At 63.3% G+C, this 17374-nt stretch carries 6 protein-coding genes; 5 read left to right on the top strand and 1 reads right to left on the bottom strand.

Features of this window, described 5'->3' with window-relative positions; all coding sequences use genetic code 11:
- The first annotated feature begins 18 nt into the window (after positions 1 to 18).
- The 3 genes from ACLD1Y_RS27010 (at position 19) to ACLD1Y_RS27000 (ending at position 2607) form a co-directional block, all read left to right on the top strand.
- Positions 19 to 642: a TetR/AcrR family transcriptional regulator gene (locus ACLD1Y_RS27010; protein WP_429480761.1), complete on the top strand. Its 624-nt coding sequence runs from the start codon at positions 19 to 21 to the stop codon at positions 640 to 642.
- A gap of 93 nt (positions 643 to 735) precedes the next feature.
- The gene (locus tag ACLD1Y_RS27005; RefSeq protein ID WP_429480760.1) at positions 736 to 1524 is read left to right on the top strand and encodes a substrate-binding periplasmic protein; all 789 of its coding nucleotides are present in this window, start codon (positions 736 to 738) and stop codon (positions 1522 to 1524) included.
- 69 nt (positions 1525 to 1593) lie between these two features.
- Positions 1594 to 2607, top strand: coding sequence for a GNAT family N-acetyltransferase (locus ACLD1Y_RS27000; RefSeq protein WP_429480759.1), 1014 nt, complete (start codon positions 1594 to 1596; stop codon positions 2605 to 2607).
- A gap of 138 nt (positions 2608 to 2745) precedes the next feature.
- Here the strand turns inward: ACLD1Y_RS27000 and ACLD1Y_RS26995 are convergent, their stop codons facing one another.
- Positions 2746 to 3297, bottom strand: coding sequence for an RNA polymerase factor sigma-70 (locus ACLD1Y_RS26995; RefSeq protein WP_003192867.1), 552 nt, complete (start codon positions 3295 to 3297; stop codon positions 2746 to 2748).
- Positions 3298 to 3598: 301 nt separating this feature from the next.
- Between ACLD1Y_RS26995 and ACLD1Y_RS26990 the strand changes: the two genes are divergently transcribed.
- Both ACLD1Y_RS26990 and ACLD1Y_RS26985 read left to right on the top strand, forming a co-directional pair.
- A complete protein-coding gene (locus ACLD1Y_RS26990) occupies positions 3599 to 4351 on the top strand; it encodes a thioesterase II family protein (protein ID WP_429480758.1) in 753 nt (250 codons plus the stop codon).
- Between the two features lie 67 nt (positions 4352 to 4418).
- Positions 4419 to 17309, top strand: a complete 12891-nt coding sequence (locus ACLD1Y_RS26985) for a non-ribosomal peptide synthetase (RefSeq protein WP_429480757.1) — start codon at positions 4419 to 4421, stop codon at positions 17307 to 17309.
- Positions 17310 to 17374: the final 65 nt, after the last annotated feature.

Raw genomic sequence — 17374 nt, 5'->3', positions numbered from 1 at the left:
GAAGGTGAGGAGAGCAGCATGGATGAGCAAAAAGCCCTGCGGGTGATGCGCACCATGGTCGATGGCGGCCAATTGACCGACCCCGACAGTGCCCGGGGCAAGCTGCTGCAAACCGCGGCTCATTTGTTTCGCAATAAAGGGTTTGAACGCACCACCGTGCGCGACCTGGCCAGCGCGGTGGGTATCCAGTCGGGCAGCATCTTTCATCACTTCAAGAGCAAGGACGAGATCCTGCGGGCGGTGATGGAGGAAACCATCCACTACAACACCGCGATGATGCGCGCCTCCCTCGAAGAAGCGGCGAACGTGCGCGAACGCGTGTTGGCGCTGATCCGCTGCGAATTGCAGTCGATCATGGGCGGTAGCGGCGAGGCCATGGCGGTGCTGGTGTACGAGTGGCGCTCGCTGTCGGCCGAGGGCCAGGCCCAGGTGCTGGCGTTGCGCGATGTGTATGAGCAGATCTGGCTGCAAGTGCTGGGGGAGGCCAAGGCGGCGGGCTATATCAAGGGTGATGTGTTTATCACGCGGCGTTTCCTCACAGGGGCCTTGTCGTGGACCACCACCTGGTTCCGTGCCGAGGGCAGCCTGACCCTTGAGCAACTGGCCGAGGAAGCCTTGCTAATGGTTCTGAAAGCCGACTGAGGCGCAAGCTATTAATTTGACGGTGGAAAGTTGTCTCGCCGGACGAAAACGCCTAGCTTATCGCCATCAGAGTATCGAACGGTGTGTGCCTTAATGTTTTCGCCATGGCGGCTGGCTGCAGGACTGACTTTATGGGCACTGGGCGCCGCATGGTGGCTACCGGCAACGGCGGCGCAACTGGTACGCATCGGCGCGGCGCACTTCCCGCCCTACACCGTGCGCCCCGAGCAGGGCGCCGACACCGGGTTGCTGCCGCAACTGGTCGAAGCCCTTAACGCCTCGCAAACCGACTACCAGTTTGTGCTGGTGCCCACCTCGATCCCCCGGCGTTTCAGGGATTTCGAGCAGGGTCGGGTCGATATGGCCATTTTCGAAAACCCCGCCTGGGGTTGGCAGAAAATCCCCCACACCAGCGTCGATATGGGCCTGGAAGACGCAGAAATATTCGTCGCCCAACGTGAGCCTGGCCGCAGCCAGGATTATTTCGCCGACCTAAACGGTAAGCGCCTGGCGGTATTCAGCGGCTATCACTACGCCTTCGCCAACTTCAACCCCGACCCCAAATACATGGCCGAGCACTTCAACGCCACATTGACCTACTCCCATGACAGCAACCTGTTGATGGTCGCGCGGGGGCGTGCGGATATCGCACTGGTGACCCGCTCGTACCTCAGCGATTTCATGGTGCGCAATGCCGAGATGTCCGGGCAGTTCATGGTGTCGGAGCGCATTGACCAGGTGTATCACCACTACGCGTTGTTACGGCCCAAGGCGCCGATTAGCGGCGAGGCGTTTGCCGGATTGCTCAAGCGCCTGCGGGACAGCGGCGAGATGCTGAAAATTTTCGAACCCTACCGCATCGATGTGATGCCCACGCCCTGATGGGGCTAAATTTGCGCGCTTGGCTCACGTCACTTCTCTATCTGTCGACGATTATCGTGAGCCCCTCCCATGTCCAATCTGAATGACCTGTCGCTCCTGCCGTTGCCGGCCGGGCCTGCCTTGAATGCCGATGAAACCCAAAGCCACCTGAGCCTGACGCTGGAAGGCCAGCCGCTGGCGCGCCTGCGTCTTGAGCGGGGCGATGAATTGCATGTGTATTTGCAGGACGCCAATCACGTCGCACCGGTGCGTGCCTTGTGGGCGGCCAGTTACTGGTTGTTCGTCAAGGAGCCGGCCCGCCAGCGTCTGGTCTGGCACCTTGAGCATGCGGCCGACGATGCGCTGCGCAGTGGCCTGTTGGTCGCCACCGAAGTGGCCGGCCAGTTCTATTGCGAGCGCACGCTGTTCTGGCAACTGCCCCAGCCGTGGCTTGGGCAATCTGTGAATGGCAGCTACCCGCAGCAGATGGTCATCAGTAATAGCAAGCGCCACCCAGCTCGTGCACCCAAGCCCCGTGGTGAAGTTTACCGGCGTTATGACGCACGCCTGGGGGCATGGATTTCCTTGCGCACCGTGGAGATCGACGTGGACCTGGCGCGCTTCAACCGCTGGCAGAACAGCGCCCGCGTCGCCAGTTTCTGGCAGGAAAGCGGCAGCCTCGAACAACACCGCGAATACCTGGACAAGCTGGAGGCCGATCCCCACACCCTCACGCTGATCGGTTGCTTCGACGACGAGCCCTTTGCGTATTTCGAAGCCTACTGGGCCAAGGAAGACCGCATCGCACCGTTCTACGACGCCGCCGACTACGACCGTGGCATTCACATGTTGGTGGGGGAGGAACATCACCGTGGCCCGCATAAAGTCGCGAGCTGGCTGTCGGCGCTGGTGCACTACCTGTTCCTGGATGACCCACGCACCCAGCGGGTGGTGGCGGAACCGCGTGCCGACAACGCGAAGATGATCGGGCATATGCAGAACCAGTGTTTCCACTGCGAGAAGGAATTCGACTTCCCCCACAAGCGTGCGGCGCTGATGATGTTGGGACGTGAGCGGTTTTTTGATCGGTGTGGGTTGGTCTGATCCGCACTGGCAAATGACCTGTGGCGAGGGAGCTTGCTCCCGTTGGGTCGCGAAGCGGCCCCAGTTTTTTACCCAAAGACTGGGACTGCTGCGCAGTCCAGCGGGAGCAAGCTCCCTCGCTACAGTTTTTCGAAGTCTCTACACCCGCCGCGCAAACGTATCGCTATGGCTGCCCGACACCTTGCGGCAATGCACCAGCGCATCGCGAATCATGAAGTTCACCAACGTCGGCGACACCCCCAGTTCCTTGGCGATGTCCTTTTGCGGCACGCCGTGCAGGCGGTACATCTCGAACGCATATCGAGTGCGCTGCGGCAGCTCGGTCAAAGCGTCGGCGATGTTTTCCAGGGTGTTGAAATTGATGTGGGAGGTTTCCGGTGAAGCGCCGTGGATGACCACATTCAAGCCTTCCTCTTCGGTCCCCGAGTATTTGAGTTCCAGCGCCTGCTTGCGGTAGTGGTCGATCGCCAGGTTGCGCACGATCTGGAACAGGTAGCTGAGCTGGGCCTTGAACGAGGAGGTGATCGTCGGTGCTGATTGCAACCGGAAATACGCGTCTTGCACCACGTCTTCGGCGCGAGAGCGGCAGCCGGTAATACGTGCTGCGATCTTCACCAGGATGAGTCGATTGTCGACAAATGCCTGGAGAAGAGGTGAGTCACACCTGCCTGTGGATACTGGTTCCGTCATGGAATTCACCTTGTTGCTAAAGAGGTTAGGGGAGGGCGTCCTTGCTGAGGCCTCCTACACATCGGGCAACAAATTAGGCTTAATGATAATGATTGTCAAATGAGAAGACGAACTAATCTTATGCCTTCCCGGAAGGTGTGAACCCGCTCTCGCTGATCCCCGCGACTAATTATTTGCCAGCGCCGTCCGTTCTCATGGGTGACAGGCTCGTTAGTAAAACGGCCAAGGATCAGCACCCGCAGGAGGGCGAGATGGGTTTCTATCGTGCAGAGGGCGTGTTTCAGTGTGGAGTCTTCCCGCGATGAGCGCGCCGACTCGACTGCGTCTGTTTTGCCTGCCTTACTCGGGCGCCAGTGCCATGGTGTATGCGCGTTGGCGCCGGGCAATGCCGGCCTGGTTGCAGGTGTGCCCGTTGGAGCTGCCGGGGCGTGGCATGCGCATGGACGAGCCGTTGCAGCGCGACATCAAGGCCCTGGCAGCACAACTGGCCGACGAAATCAGCCGCGACCTGAGCACCCCCTACGCGTTGTTCGGCCACAGCCTTGGTGGCCTGCTGGCGTTTGAGCTGGCCCACGCACTCAAGGTCCGCAACGCCCCCGCACCCTTGGCGTTGTTCGCTTCCGGCACCGCCGGCCCGGCCCATCGCGATGTCAGCGAATACGCCATCGAAAAGACCGATGAACAACTGATCGCCCGCCTGCGTGAACTGCAAGGCACTGCCGAAGAAGCGCTGGCCAACCCTGAGTTGATGGCGCTGATGCTGCCGATCCTGCGTGCCGACTTTTTGCTGTGCGGCAGCTTCACCTACGGCGAGCGCGAGCCGCTGGGCATGCCGATCCATGTGTTCGGCGGCAAACAAGACAGCGTGTGCGCCGACCAGTTGCTCGACTGGCAAGCCGACGCCTCCAGCGGTTTTTCCCTGGACATGTTCGACGGTCACCACTTCTTTCTGGTGCAGCACGAAAGCGCGGTGTTGCGCTGCATACGCCGCTACGCCGACGAGCACCTGGCCCGCTGGCGCAATGGCGTGGCGCGGCAACTGATCGCCGGCTGAACGCCCCCGCTCTCTGTTTTCAAGTAAGCCCCGATTTCCCCGTAAGCCGATTTCAGGCAGGAACCCCATGATGGACGCCTTCGAACTTCCCCGCACACTGGTCCAGTCCCTTCAACGTCGTGCCGCACAGACCCCGGACCAGGTGGCTCTGCGCTTCCTGGCCGAGTCTGCCGAGCAGAACGTTGTGCTCAGCTACCGCGACCTGGACAGCCGCGCCCGTACCATCGCCGCCGCCTTGCAAGCCAATGCTGAACTGGGCGACCGAGCGGTGCTGCTGTTCCCCAGTGGCCCGGATTATGTCGCGGCGTTCTTTGGGTGCCTGTACGCCGGGGTGATCGCCGTGCCGGCCTATCCGCCGGAGTCCACCCGTCGTCATCACCAGGAGCGTTTGCTGTCGATCATCAGCGATGCCGAGCCGCGCCTGCTGCTGACCATCGCCAGCCTCGCCGAGGGCCTGGCCCAGATCGAAAATGCGCCGCCGGTGTTGATCGTCGACCGCTTGGACAGCGCCGGCAATTGGGTCGCCCCCGACCTGCAACCTGACGACATCGCCTTTTTGCAGTACACCTCCGGCTCCACCGCGTTGCCCAAGGGCGTGCAAGTCAGCCACGGTAACCTGGTGGCCAACGAAGTGCTGATCCGCCGTGGTTTTGGTATCGACCTCAACCCCGACGACGTGATCGTCAGTTGGCTGCCGCTGTACCACGACATGGGCCTGATCGGCGGCCTGCTGCAACCGATTTTCAGCGGCGTGCCGTGCGTGTTGATGTCGCCGGCCTACTTCCTCGGCCGCCCGTTGCGCTGGCTGGAGGCGATCAGCGAATACCGCGGCACCATCAGCGGTGGCCCGGATTTCGCCTACCGCCTGTGCAGCGAACGGGTCAGCGAGTCGGCCCTGGAACGCCTGGACCTGAGCCAATGGCGCGTGGCCTATTCCGGCTCCGAGCCGATCCGTCTCGACACCCTGGAACGCTTCGCCGACAAGTTCGCCCCCTGCGGTTTTACCCCAGACAACTTCTTCGCCTCCTACGGCCTGGCCGAAGCGACCCTGTTCGTCGCCGGTGGCAGCCGTGGCCACGGCATTCCGGCCATGCGCATGGATGAGCAGGCGCTGGCCGCCAACCGCGCCGAGCCAGGGCAGGGCACGGCGATCATGAGTTGCGGCACCAGCCAGCCGGAACACGCGGTGCTGATCGTCGATCCCAATACCCTTGCAGAGCTACCCGACAACAACGTCGGCGAACTGTGGGCCACCGGGCCGAGCATCGCCCACGGCTACTGGCGCAACCCCGAAGCCACCGCCAAGACCTTCGTGCAGCACGAAGGTCGCACCTGGTTGCGCACCGGTGACCTGGGCTTTATGCGCTTTGGCGAGGTGTACATCACCGGCCGCTTGAAAGACCTGCTGATCGTGCGCGGCCACAACCTGTACCCCCAGGACATCGAGCAAACCATCGAGCGCGAAGTGGAAGTGGTGCGCAAGGGCCGGGTGGCGGCGTTTGCCGTGAATGACCAAGGCCTGGAAGGCATCGGCATTGCGGCGGAAATCAGCCGCAGCGTGCAGAAAATCCTGCCGCCCGAAGCGCTGATCAAGGCGATTCGCCAAGCCGTCGCCGAGGCCTATCAAGAGGCGCCAAGCGTGGTAGTGCTGCTCAATCCCGGCGCGTTGCCAAAGACCTCCAGCGGCAAAGTGCAACGTGCAGCGTGTGGCCTGCGCCATGCCGATGGCAGCCTCGATAGCTATGCGCAGTTCCCCGATGTGCAGGCCCAGGCCGATGATGCTGCATTGGAATCCGAACTGCAAAACCAGATTGCTGCGATCTGGTGCGAACAGTTGCACGTCACAACCGTTGCGGCTGATGACCACTTCTTCCTGCTCGGCGGCAACTCCATTACCGCCACTCAGGTGGTGGCGCGCCTGCGGGATAAGTTGGGTCTGGAGCTGAACCTGCGCATGCTGTTCGAAGCGCCAGTGCTCTCGGCGTTCGCCGCCCATGTCGCGCAATTGCAGCACGACGGTGGCGTTGCCCAAGGCGCAATCCACAGCCTGTCGCGCCAGGACGAACTGCCCCAATCCCTGGCCCAGAACCGCCTGTGGATCACCTGGCAACTGGACCCCCACAGCAGCGCCTACACCATCCCCGGCGCACTGCGCCTGCGCGGCGAGTTGGACGAAGACGCGGTGCGTGCCAGCTTCCAGCAGTTGGTCCAGCGCCACGAAGCGCTGCGTACCCGTTTCTATGAGCGCGATGGCCAAGCCTTCCAGCGTGTCGACGCCAAGGCCGATTTCGAGCTGCAAGTCATCGACCTCAGCGACCTGCCCGTCGCCGAGCGTGAGGCCCGCGCGCAGCAGATCCGCGAGGACGAAGCCCACACCCAGTTCGACCTGGAAAAAGGCCCGCTGCTGTGGGTGACCCTGGTGCGCCTGGACGATGAGGATCACCAACTGCTGGTGACCCTGCACCACATCATTGCCGATGGTTGGTCGCTCAACATTTTGATCGACGAATTCTCGCGCCTGTACGCGGCTGCGAGCCAAGGCCAAGCGTTGGAATTGCCACCCCTGGCTTTGCAATACGCCGATTACGGCAGCTGGCAGCGCCAATGGCTGGCCGAGGGCGAAGGCCAGCGCCAACTGGCCTACTGGAAAACGCAGTTGGGTGAAGAGCACCCCACCCTCAGCCTGGCCACCGACCATCCGCGCTCGGCGCACCACCGCAACAGCGCATCACGCCATACCGTACGCCTGAGCACCGGCCTCAGCGACGCGATTCGCCAGACCGCCCAGGCCAACGCGTCCACGCCGTTCATGCTGTTGCTGGCCGCGTTCCAGACCTTGCTCTACCGCTACAGCGGCCAGCGCGATATCCGCATCGGCGTGCCCAATGCCAACCGCCCGCGCCAGGAAACCCAGGGCCTGATCGGCTTCTTTATCAACACGCTGGTGTTGCGCGCCGAGCTGGATGGGCGCTTGCCATTCGATCAACTGTTGGCTTCCACCCGCGAGACGGCCATGGCCGCCCAGGCCCACCAGGACCTGCCGTTCGAACAACTGCTGGAAGCCTTCCCCCAGGCCCGCGAACAAGGCCTGTTCCAGGTCATGTTCAACCACCAGCAACGCGACCTCAGCGCCCTGCGCCGTCTGCCAGGCATGCTCGCCGATGAGCTGCCATGGCACAGCCGCGAAGCCAAGTTCGACCTGCAACTGCACAGCGAAGAAGACCGCAACGGGCGCCTGAGCCTGTCATTTGACTACGCCGACGAACTGTTCGAAGCCCGCACCATCCAGCGCCTGGCCGAGCACTTCACCCAACTGCTACAAACCGTGTGCGAGCAACCCCAGCACGCCATTGGCGACCTCCAGCTGATGCAACAAGACGAGCAGCAAGTTTGGAGCCAGGCACCGTGCGCGCCCGCCGAGCAATGGTTGCCCGAGCTGCTTAACCAGCAAACCTCGGACGCTACCGCACTGGTCTGGCAAGACGGCAGCCTGACCTTTGCCCAGCTGCACACCCAGGCCAACCGCCTGGCCCATTACCTGCGTGACAAAGGCGTCGGCCCGGACGTGTGCGTGGCTATCGCCGCCGAGCGTTCGCCGCAACTGCTGATCGGCCTGCTGGCCATCATCAAGGCCGGCGGCGCCTACGTGCCGCTGGATCCGGATTACCCCGCCGACCGCCTGGCCTACATGCTCAAGGACAGCGGCGTGCACCTGCTGCTGACCCAGACTTCACTGCTGGAACAGCTGCCCGCCACCGAAGGCGTGGGCGTGATCGCCATGGACAGCCTGCACCTGGACAGCTGGCCGACCCAGCCACCGGGCCTGCACCTGCACGGTGACAACCTCGCCTACGTGATCTACACCTCCGGCTCTACCGGCCAGCCCAAGGGCGTAGGCAACACCCACGCGGCCCTGGCCGAGCGCTTGCAGTGGATGCAGGCCACTTACCAACTCAATCAAACCGATGTGCTGATGCAAAAGGCACCGATCAGTTTTGACGTGTCGGTGTGGGAATGCTTCTGGCCGCTGATCACCGGTTGCCGCCTGGTACTGGCCGGCCCCGGCGAGCACCGCGACCCGCATCGCATCGCGCAGCTTGTACAGCAGCATGGCGTGACCACGCTGCACTTTGTGCCGCCGCTGTTGGCGCTGTTTATCGACGAGCCGCTGGCCGCCGAATGCACCAGCCTGCGGCGCCTGTTCTCTGGCGGCGAAGCCTTGCCCGCCGAGTTGCGCAACCGCGTATTGGCGCAGCTACCAGCGGTGCAATTGCACAACCGTTATGGCCCGACCGAAACCGCGATCAACGTGACCCACTGGCATTGCCGCGCTGAAGACGGCGAGCGCTCGCCGATTGGCCGGCCGTTGGGCAACGTGATCTGCCGTGTGCTCGATGAACAGCTCAACCCTGTACCGCTGGGCGTGCCGGGTGAGCTGTGCATCGGTGGCCTTGGCCTGGCCCGGGGTTACCTCGGCCGTGCCGGGTTGACCGCCGAGCGTTTTGTCGCCGACCACCAGGGCACACGCCTGTATCGCACTGGCGACCGCGCGCGCTGGAGCGCTGATGGTGTGCTCGAATACCTTGGCCGTCTCGATCAGCAGGTCAAGCTGCGCGGTTTCCGCGTGGAGCCGCAAGAAATCGAAGCGCGCATGTTGGCCCTGGACGGTATCGCCCAGGCGGTGGTGCTGGTGCGTGACGCGCAGTTGATCGGTTACTACACCGCCCATGGCGAGCTGGATGAAGATCAGGTCAAAACCGCCCTGGCCGCCGAATTGCCGGAGTACATGGTGCCCGCGCTGTTGATGCGCCTGGACGCCATGCCCCTGAGCCCCGCCGGCAAACTGGACCGTCGCGCACTGCCTGCACCTGTGTGGCAGACCCGCGAACACATCGAGCCCGAAACCGCGCTGCAACAGCAGATCGCCGCGATCTGGCGCGAAGTCCTCGGCCTACCACGCATCGGCCTGCACGATGACTTTTTCGCCCTCGGTGGGCATTCGTTGCTGGCCACGCAAATCATCTCCCGCACCCGCCAGGCGTGTGACGTCGAGCTGCCGCTGCGCACCCTGTTCGAGGCCAGTGAACTGGGCGCGTTTGCCGAGCAGGTCGGGTTGATCCAAGCGTCGGGCCAGCGTAACCAGCAAACCGCCATTGCCAAGGTCGACCGCAGTCAATCGGTGCCGCTGTCCTATTCCCAGCAGCGCATGTGGTTCCTGTGGCAGATGGAGCCGGACAGCCCAGCCTACAACGTCGGCGGCATGGCGCGCCTGCGCGGTGTGCTGGATGTGGGGCGTTTTGAGGCGGCGTTGCAGGCCTTGATCATGCGTCACGAAACCCTGCGCACTACGTTCCCGAGCGTGGATGGCGTGGCCTATCAGAAGGTCTCGGCGCAAACCGGGCTGCGCATGGATTGGCAGGACATTTCGGCGTTCAGTGAAGCCGAGCGCCAGTTGCGCTTGCAGCAACTGGCCGATCACGAGGCCCACACCCCGTTCAACCTGGAAACCGGGCCGCTGCTGCGCGCCTGTGTGGTCAAGGCCGGCGAGCAGGAACACTACCTGGTGCTGACCCTGCACCATATCGTCACCGAAGGCTGGGCCATGGACATCTTTGCCCGTGAACTCAGCGCGTTGTACGAAGCCTTTATCGATGAGCGCACCTCGCCGCTGGCGCCGTTGCCGGTGCAGTATCTGGATTACAGCGTGTGGCAGCGCCAGTGGCTGGAGGCTGGCGAGCGCCAGCGCCAACTGGATTACTGGACCGCGCAACTGGGCAACGAACACCCGCTGCTGGAACTGCCCGGCGACCGCCCGCGCCCGCCGGTGCAAAGCCACCAGGGCGAGTTGTACCGCTTCGATTTGAGCGATGACCTGGCCGCCCGCGTACGTGCCTTCAATGCCGAGCGCGGCCTCACCCTGTTCATGACCATGACCGCCACCCTGGCCGTATTGCTCTACCGCTACAGCGGCCAGACCGACCTGCGCATCGGTGCGCCGGTGGCCAACCGTATCCGCCCGGAAAGCGAAGGGCTGATCGGTGCGTTCCTCAACACCCAGGTGCTGCGTTGCCAGCTCAATGGGCAGATGAATGTGGCCGAGCTGTTCGAGCAAGTGCGCCACACCGTGATCGAAGGCCAGTCCCACCAGGACCTGCCGTTCGACCACCTGGTGGAAGCCCTGCAACCGCCACGCAGTGCGGCGTATAACCCGCTGTTCCAGGTGATGTGCAACGTGCAGCGCTGGGAGTTTCAGCAAAGCCGCCAACTGGCCGGCATGACCGTGGAATACCTGGCCAACGATGCCCGTGCCACCAAGTTTGACCTCAACCTGGAAGTCACCGACCTCGACCATCGCCTGGGTTGCTGCCTGACCTACAGCACCGACCTGTTCGACGAGCCACGCATCGCGCGCATGGCTGAACATTGGCGCAACCTGCTGGAAGCCCTGATCGCCAACCCGCAGCAGCGCCTGAGCGAATTGCCGTTGCTGACGCAGGACGAACAACGCGCCTTGCAGGACAGCCTGGGTATCGAAAAGGGCGAGCATCGCCTCGACCAGTGCATCCACACGCTGTTCAGCCAGCAAGCCGCGACCCGTGGCGATGCACCCGCGCTGACTTTCGCCGGGGCAACCCTGAGCTACCGCGAACTGGACGAACGCGCCAACCGCCTGGCCTGGATGCTGCGTGAGCGTGGCGTCGGCCCGCAGGTGCGCGTCGGCCTGGCGCTGCCGCGCTCGCTGGAAATGGTCATCGGCCTGTTGGCGATCCTCAAGGCTGGCGGCGCCTACGTGCCGCTGGACCCGGAATACCCGCTGGACCGCCTGCATTACATGATCGAAGACAGCGGCATCGGCCTGTTGCTCAGCGATGCGGCGATGTTCGAAGCCCTCGGCGAATTGCCCGCCACCGTAGCCTGCTGGTGCCTGGAAGATGACCTGCCGGTACTCGCCAATTACCCGTCGGGCGAGTTGCCATTTATCAGCCTGCCACAGCACCAGGCGTACCTGATCTACACCTCCGGCTCCACCGGCAAACCCAAGGGCGTGGTGGTGTCCCACGGCGAAATCGCCATGCATTGCGCGGCGGTGATCGAGCGTTTCGGCATGCGCCCGGACGACTGCGAATTGCATTTTTATTCGATCAACTTCGACGCCGCCACCGAGCGTCTGCTGGTGCCGCTGCTCAGCGGTGCGCAGGTTGTATTGCGTGCCCAGGGCCAGTGGGATGCCGAAGAAATCTGCGGGCTGATCCGCACCCATCGCATCAATATCCTCGGCTTTACCCCAAGCTACGGCAGCCAGTTGGCGCAGTGGCTGGCGACCCAGCAACAGACCTTGCCGGTGCGCATGTGCATCACCGGCGGTGAAGCGCTCACCGGTGAACACTTGGCGCGCATCCGTGCGGCGTTTCAGCCAAAGGTATTCTTCAACGCCTATGGCCCGACCGAAACCGTGGTGATGCCGCTGGCCAGCCTGGCTCCGGAGCAGTTGGAGGAAGGCGCGGGCAGTGTGCCGATTGGCAGCATTATCGGCGACCGTGTGGCCTACATCTTTGATGCCGACCTGGCATTGGTGCCCCAAGGCGCGACCGGCGAGTTGTATATCGGCGGCGCCGGGCTGGCCCAGGGGTACCACGAGCGCCCCGGCATGACGGCCGAGCGCTTTGTCGCCGATCCGTTTACCAATAACGGCGGCCGTCTGTACCGCACCGGCGACCTGGTGCGCCAACGCGCCGACGGTTTGGTGGAGTACCTGGGGCGGATCGACCATCAGGTAAAGATTCGTGGCTTTCGCATCGAACTGGGGGAAATCGAAACCCGTCTTTTGGAACACGAAGCGGTGCGTGAAGCGGTGGTGCTGGCGCTGGATTCGCCGAGCGGCAAACAGCTGGTGGCCTACCTGGTCAGCGATGCTGAGCAGGGCGCTCTGCGCGATGCGTTGAAAGCTCATCTCAAGGCGCAACTGCCGGACTACATGGTGCCCGCGCACCTGATCGTGCTCGACAGCATGCCGCTGACCGCCAACGGCAAACTCGACCGTCGTGCCTTGCCAGAACCCGACCCCGAGGCCAATCGTCAACAGTACGTGGCGCCACGCAACGAGCTGGAGCACACCCTCGCGGCGATCTGGGCGGCGGTGTTGAACGTGCAGCAAGTCGGCCTCGACGATAACTTCTTCGAACTCGGCGGCGACTCGATCCTGTCGATCCAAGTGGTGAGCCGTGCGCGGCAGGCGGGCATTCACTTCAGCCCGCGGGATTTGTTCCAGCACCAGACCGTGCAAACCCTGGCCGCCGTTGCCACGCGCTCCGAAAAGGTCACGGCGGAGCAGGGCGTGCTGACCGGCAGCTCGGGGCTTACGCCGATCCAGCATTGGTTCTTCGACACCGACATTCCCCAGCGTCAGCACTGGAACCAGGCGTTGTTGCTCAAGCCGCTGCAACTGCTGGAACCCCATCGCCTGGAGCAAGCGCTGCTGGCAGTACTGGAGCATCACGACGCCCTGCGCCTGAGCTTCACCCCGCGCGACAGCCAGTGGCACGCCGAACACTTGGCTGTGCCTCAAGGCGGCGTGCTGATGCAGGCCCAGGTGCGTGACCTGGCGCAGTGCACCGCGCTGTTCACCGACACCCAACGCAGCCTTGACCTGCAACACGGCCCGCTGCTGCGCGCCTTGTTGGTAGACGGCCCCGAAGGCCAGCAACGCCTGCTGATCGCGATCCATCACCTGGTGGTGGACGGCGTGTCGTGGCGCGTACTGCTCGAAGACCTGCAAACGGTGTACCGCCAGTTGAGCGACGGCCAGTCCGTCAGCTTGCCGGCCAAGACCAGCGCGCTGCGCGACTGGGCGTCACGCTTGCAGGCTTATGCCGGCAGCGAATCCCTGCGCGAAGAACTGAGCGTGTGGCAAGACCAGTTGGCCGGCCCTGCGGTGGGCTTGCCGGTGGACCGTCCTCAGGGCGCGTTGCGCAACCGCGATGCCGACACCGTCAGCGTGCGCCTGGATGCCGAACACACCCGCCAATTGCTGCAACAGGCCCCAAGCGCTTATCGCACCCAGGTCAACGACCTGTTGCTGACCGCGCTGGCCCGCGTGTTGTGCCGCTGGAGCGGCCACGCCTCGGCGTTGATCCAACTGGAAGGCCATGGCCGTGAAACCCTGTTCGATGACATCGACCTGACCCGCAGCGTCGGTTGGTTCACCAGCGCCTATCCGCTGCGGCTGACCCCACAGGTGGAGCAGGGCGCGTCGATCAAGGCGATCAAGGAGCAACTGCGCGGCGTGCCGCACAAAGGCTTGGGCTATGGCGTGCTGCGTTATCTAGCAGACGACCTGATCCAACAGAGCATGGCCGCGCTGCCGCGCGCCGAGATCACCTTCAACTACCTCGGCCAGTTCGACCAGAGCTTTGGCAGCGAGGCGCTGTTCCATCCGCTGGACGCGTCGGCGGGCATCGCCCATGACCCGGACGCGCCGCTGCCCAATGCACTGAGCGTCGACAGCCAGGTGTACGGCGGTGAGCTGGTGCTGCGCTGGACGTTCAGCCGTGAACGCCACGATCAACACACCATCCGCGAACTGGCTGAGGCCTACCTTGCCGAGCTGCAAAGCCTGGTTGCCCATTGCCTCAAGGACGATGCTGGCGGCCTGACGCCGTCCGACTTCCCGCTGGCGCGCCTGACCCAGCCGCAACTGGATGCCTTGCCGGTGCCGGCCAGCGCTATTGAAGACGTGTACCCGCTCACGCCGATGCAGGAAGGTTTGTTGCTGCACACCCTGCTGGAGCCGGGCACCGGCCTGTACTACATGCAGGACCGTTACCGCATCAACAGCGCCCTAGACCCCGAGCGTTTCGCCCAGGCCTGGCAAGCGGTGATCGCCCGTCACGAAGCCCTACGTGCGTCATTCTGCTGGAACGTCGGCGAAGACATGCTGCAAGTGATCCACAAGCCGGGCAGCACGCCGATTGAGTATCTGGATTGGAGTGCTGACCCAGAAAGCGAACAGGAACCGCGCCTGCAAGCCTTGCTCAAGCAAGAGCGCGAAGCCGGCTTCGATCTGCTCAACCAGGCACCGTTCCACCTGCGCCTGATTCGCGTCGGTGCCGAGCGTTACTGGTTCATGATGAGCAACCACCACATCCTCATCGATGCGTGGTGCCGTTCGCTGCTGATGAATGACTTCTTCGATATCTACATGGCCATGGGCGAAGGCCGCGAGGCACAATTGGCTACACCGCCGCGTTATCGCGACTACATCGCCTGGCTGCAACGCCAGAACCTCAATGAGGCGCGCCAGTGGTGGCAGCAGAACCTGCAAGGCTTCGAGCGCACCACGCCGATCCCGAGTGACCGCCCGTTCCTGCGTGAACACGCCGGCCACGGTGGCATGGTGGTGGGCGACTGCTACACCCGCCTCGATGCCCGTGACGGCGCGCAACTGCGTGAACTGGCCCAGGCCCATCAACTGACCGTCAACACCTTTGCCCAGGCAGCATGGGCGTTGGTACTGCGTCGGTTGAGCGGCGACCGTGACGTGCTGTTCGGCGTTACCGTGGCCGGTCGCCCGGTGGAAATGCCCGAGATGCAACGCACCGTCGGCTTGTTTATCAACAGCATCGCGCTGCGGGTGCAGCTGCCCGAGGACGATCAACCGTGCAGCGTGCGCCAGTGGCTGAGCGGCTTGCTCGACAGCAATATGCAACTGCGCGAGTACGAATACCTACCACTGGTGACCCTCCAGGAACACAGCGAACTGCCCAAGGGCCAGCCGCTGTTCGACAGCCTGTTCGTGTTCGAGAACGCGCCGGTGGAAGTCTCGGTGCTGGACCGCGCCCAAAGCCTGAATGCCACCTCGGACTCTGGCCGCACTCACACCAACTTCCCGCTGACGGCGGTGTGCTACCCCGGCGATGACCTGGGCTTGCACCTGTCCTATGACCAGCGCTACTTCGATGAAACCACCGTGCAAGGCATGCTCGGCGAGTTCAAGCGCCTGCTGCTGGCGCTGGTGCAGGGCTTCCATGGCGACATGGCCGACCTGCCGCTGATTGGCGCGCAGGAACGTGAGTTCCTGGTGGACGGCTGCAACCAGAGTGAGCATGACTACCCGCTGGAGCGCAGCTATATCGAGCTGTTTGAAGCGCAGGTGGGCGAGCATCCACAGCGCATTGCTGCCAGTTGCCTGGACCAGCAATGGAGCTATGCCGAGCTGAACCGGCGCAGTAACCGCCTGGGGCATGCGTTGATCAAGGCGGGTGTGGGCCTGGATCAACCGGTGGCCTTGCTGGCTGAACGCAGCCTGGACTTGCTCGGCATGATCATCGGCAGCTTCAAGGCCGGTGCCGGTTACTTGCCGCTGGACCCTGGCCTGCCAAGCCAGCGCCTGCGCAGCATCATCGATTTGAGCCGCACGCCGTTGCTGGTGTGCACCGAGGCGTGTCGCGAACAGGCGCAGGTGCTGTTGGATGAGTTCTCCTGCGCTGGGAGACCGAAGCTGTTGGTGTGGGAGGTATTGGATGAGCATGACGACAACCCCGGTATCTACAGCGGCCCGGACAACCTCGCCTATGTGATCTACACCTCGGGCTCCACCGGCCTGCCCAAAGGCGTGATGGTGGAACAGCGCGGCATGCTCAATAACCAGTTGAGCAAGGTGCCGTATCTGGACCTGAGCGATGCGGATGTGATCGCACAAACCGCGTCGCAAAGTTTCGATATTTCCGTGTGGCAGTTCCTCGCCGCGCCGCTGTTTGGCGCACGGGTGGACATTGTGCCGAACGCGCTGGCCCATGATCCGCAAGGGTTGCTGGAGCATGTCCAGGCACAAGGCATCACCGTGCTGGAGAGCGTGCCATCACTGATCCAGGGCATGCTCGCCCAGGACCGTATCCGCCTCGACGGCCTGCGCTGGATGCTGCCGACCGGTGAAGCGATGCCGCCGGAGTTGGCGCACCAGTGGTTGCAGCGTTACCCAGAGATTGGCCTGGTGAACGCCTATGGTCCGGCGGAATGCTCGGACGACGTGGCGTTCTACCGCGTCGACCTGGCATCGACCCGTGGCACCTACCTGCCGATTGGTACGCCAACGGACAACAACCGCTTGTACCTGCTCGATGGCGCGCTGGAGTTGGTGCCGCAAGGTGCGGTGGGGGAACTGTGTGTCGCGGGTACTGGCGTGGGCCGTGGTTACGTCAGCGACCCGCTGCGCACCGCGCCGGTGTTTGTGCCGAACCCGTTCGGCGCGCCGGGGGAGCGCTTGTATCGCACCGGTGACCTGGCACGGCGGCGCAGTGATGGTGTGTTGGAGTACGTAGGGCGGATCGATCATCAGGTGAAGATTCGCGGTTATCGCATCGAACTGGGTGAAATCGAGGCGCGTCTGCATGAGCAGGCGGAAGTACGCGATGCAGCAGTGGGCGTGCAGGAGGGCGTCAACGGTAAGCACCTGGTCGGCTACCTGGTGGCTGCCAATGAGGCGCTGAACCCAAGCGAACGCCTGGACCGCATCAAACAGCGCCTGCGCGCCGAACTGCCGGAGTACATGGTGCCGCTGCACTGGCTGTGGCTGGAGCGCCTGCCCCTGAATGCCAACGGCAAACTCGACCGCAAGGCGCTGCCTGACCTGGACATCGGCCAGTTATGCAGCCAGGACTACCTGGCGCCGCGCAACGAACTGGAGACCACCTTGGCGGCAATCTGGGCTGAGGTGTTGAAGGTTGAGCGGGTAGGGGTGCAGGACAACTTCTTCGAACTGGGCGGGCATTCGTTGCTGGCCACGCAGATTGCGTCGCGGGTGCAGAAGACCTTGCAGCGGGATGTGCCACTGCGAGCGATGTTTGAGTGCAGCACGGTGGCGGAGTTGGCCGAGTATATCGACGGGTTGGCGGCCAATGAGATCAGTGCCGAGAAGGTGGATCGGTTGAGTGATTTGATGGCTGAGCTGGAGGGGCTTTAATCTCCATCGTTTGATAGGGCCTCTTCGCGAGCAAGCCCGCTCCCACATTTGACGGTGTTCACAGA

Source organism: Pseudomonas sp. 18175, from assembly GCF_050432925.1.
Lineage (GTDB): Bacteria > Pseudomonadota > Gammaproteobacteria > Pseudomonadales > Pseudomonadaceae > Aquipseudomonas.
Note: the sequence above shows the minus strand (reverse complement) of the source record. Positions and strands in the feature narration are given on the sequence as shown.

What these genes read in the sequence shown, in the direction of transcription:
- ACLD1Y_RS27010 (WP_429480761.1), top strand. Translation starts at nt 19, where the DNA reads ATGGATGAGCAAAAAGCCCTGCGGGTGATGCGCACCATGGTCGATGGC.
- ACLD1Y_RS26990 (WP_429480758.1), top strand. Translation starts at nt 3,599, where the DNA reads ATGAGCGCGCCGACTCGACTGCGTCTGTTTTGCCTGCCTTACTCGGGC.
- ACLD1Y_RS26995 (WP_003192867.1), bottom strand. Translation starts at nt 3,297, where the DNA reads ATGACGGAACCAGTATCCACAGGCAGGTGTGACTCACCTCTTCTCCAG.
- ACLD1Y_RS27000 (WP_429480759.1), top strand. Translation starts at nt 1,594, where the DNA reads ATGTCCAATCTGAATGACCTGTCGCTCCTGCCGTTGCCGGCCGGGCCT.
- ACLD1Y_RS26985 (WP_429480757.1), top strand. Translation starts at nt 4,419, where the DNA reads ATGATGGACGCCTTCGAACTTCCCCGCACACTGGTCCAGTCCCTTCAA.
- ACLD1Y_RS27005 (WP_429480760.1), top strand. Translation starts at nt 736, where the DNA reads ATGTTTTCGCCATGGCGGCTGGCTGCAGGACTGACTTTATGGGCACTG.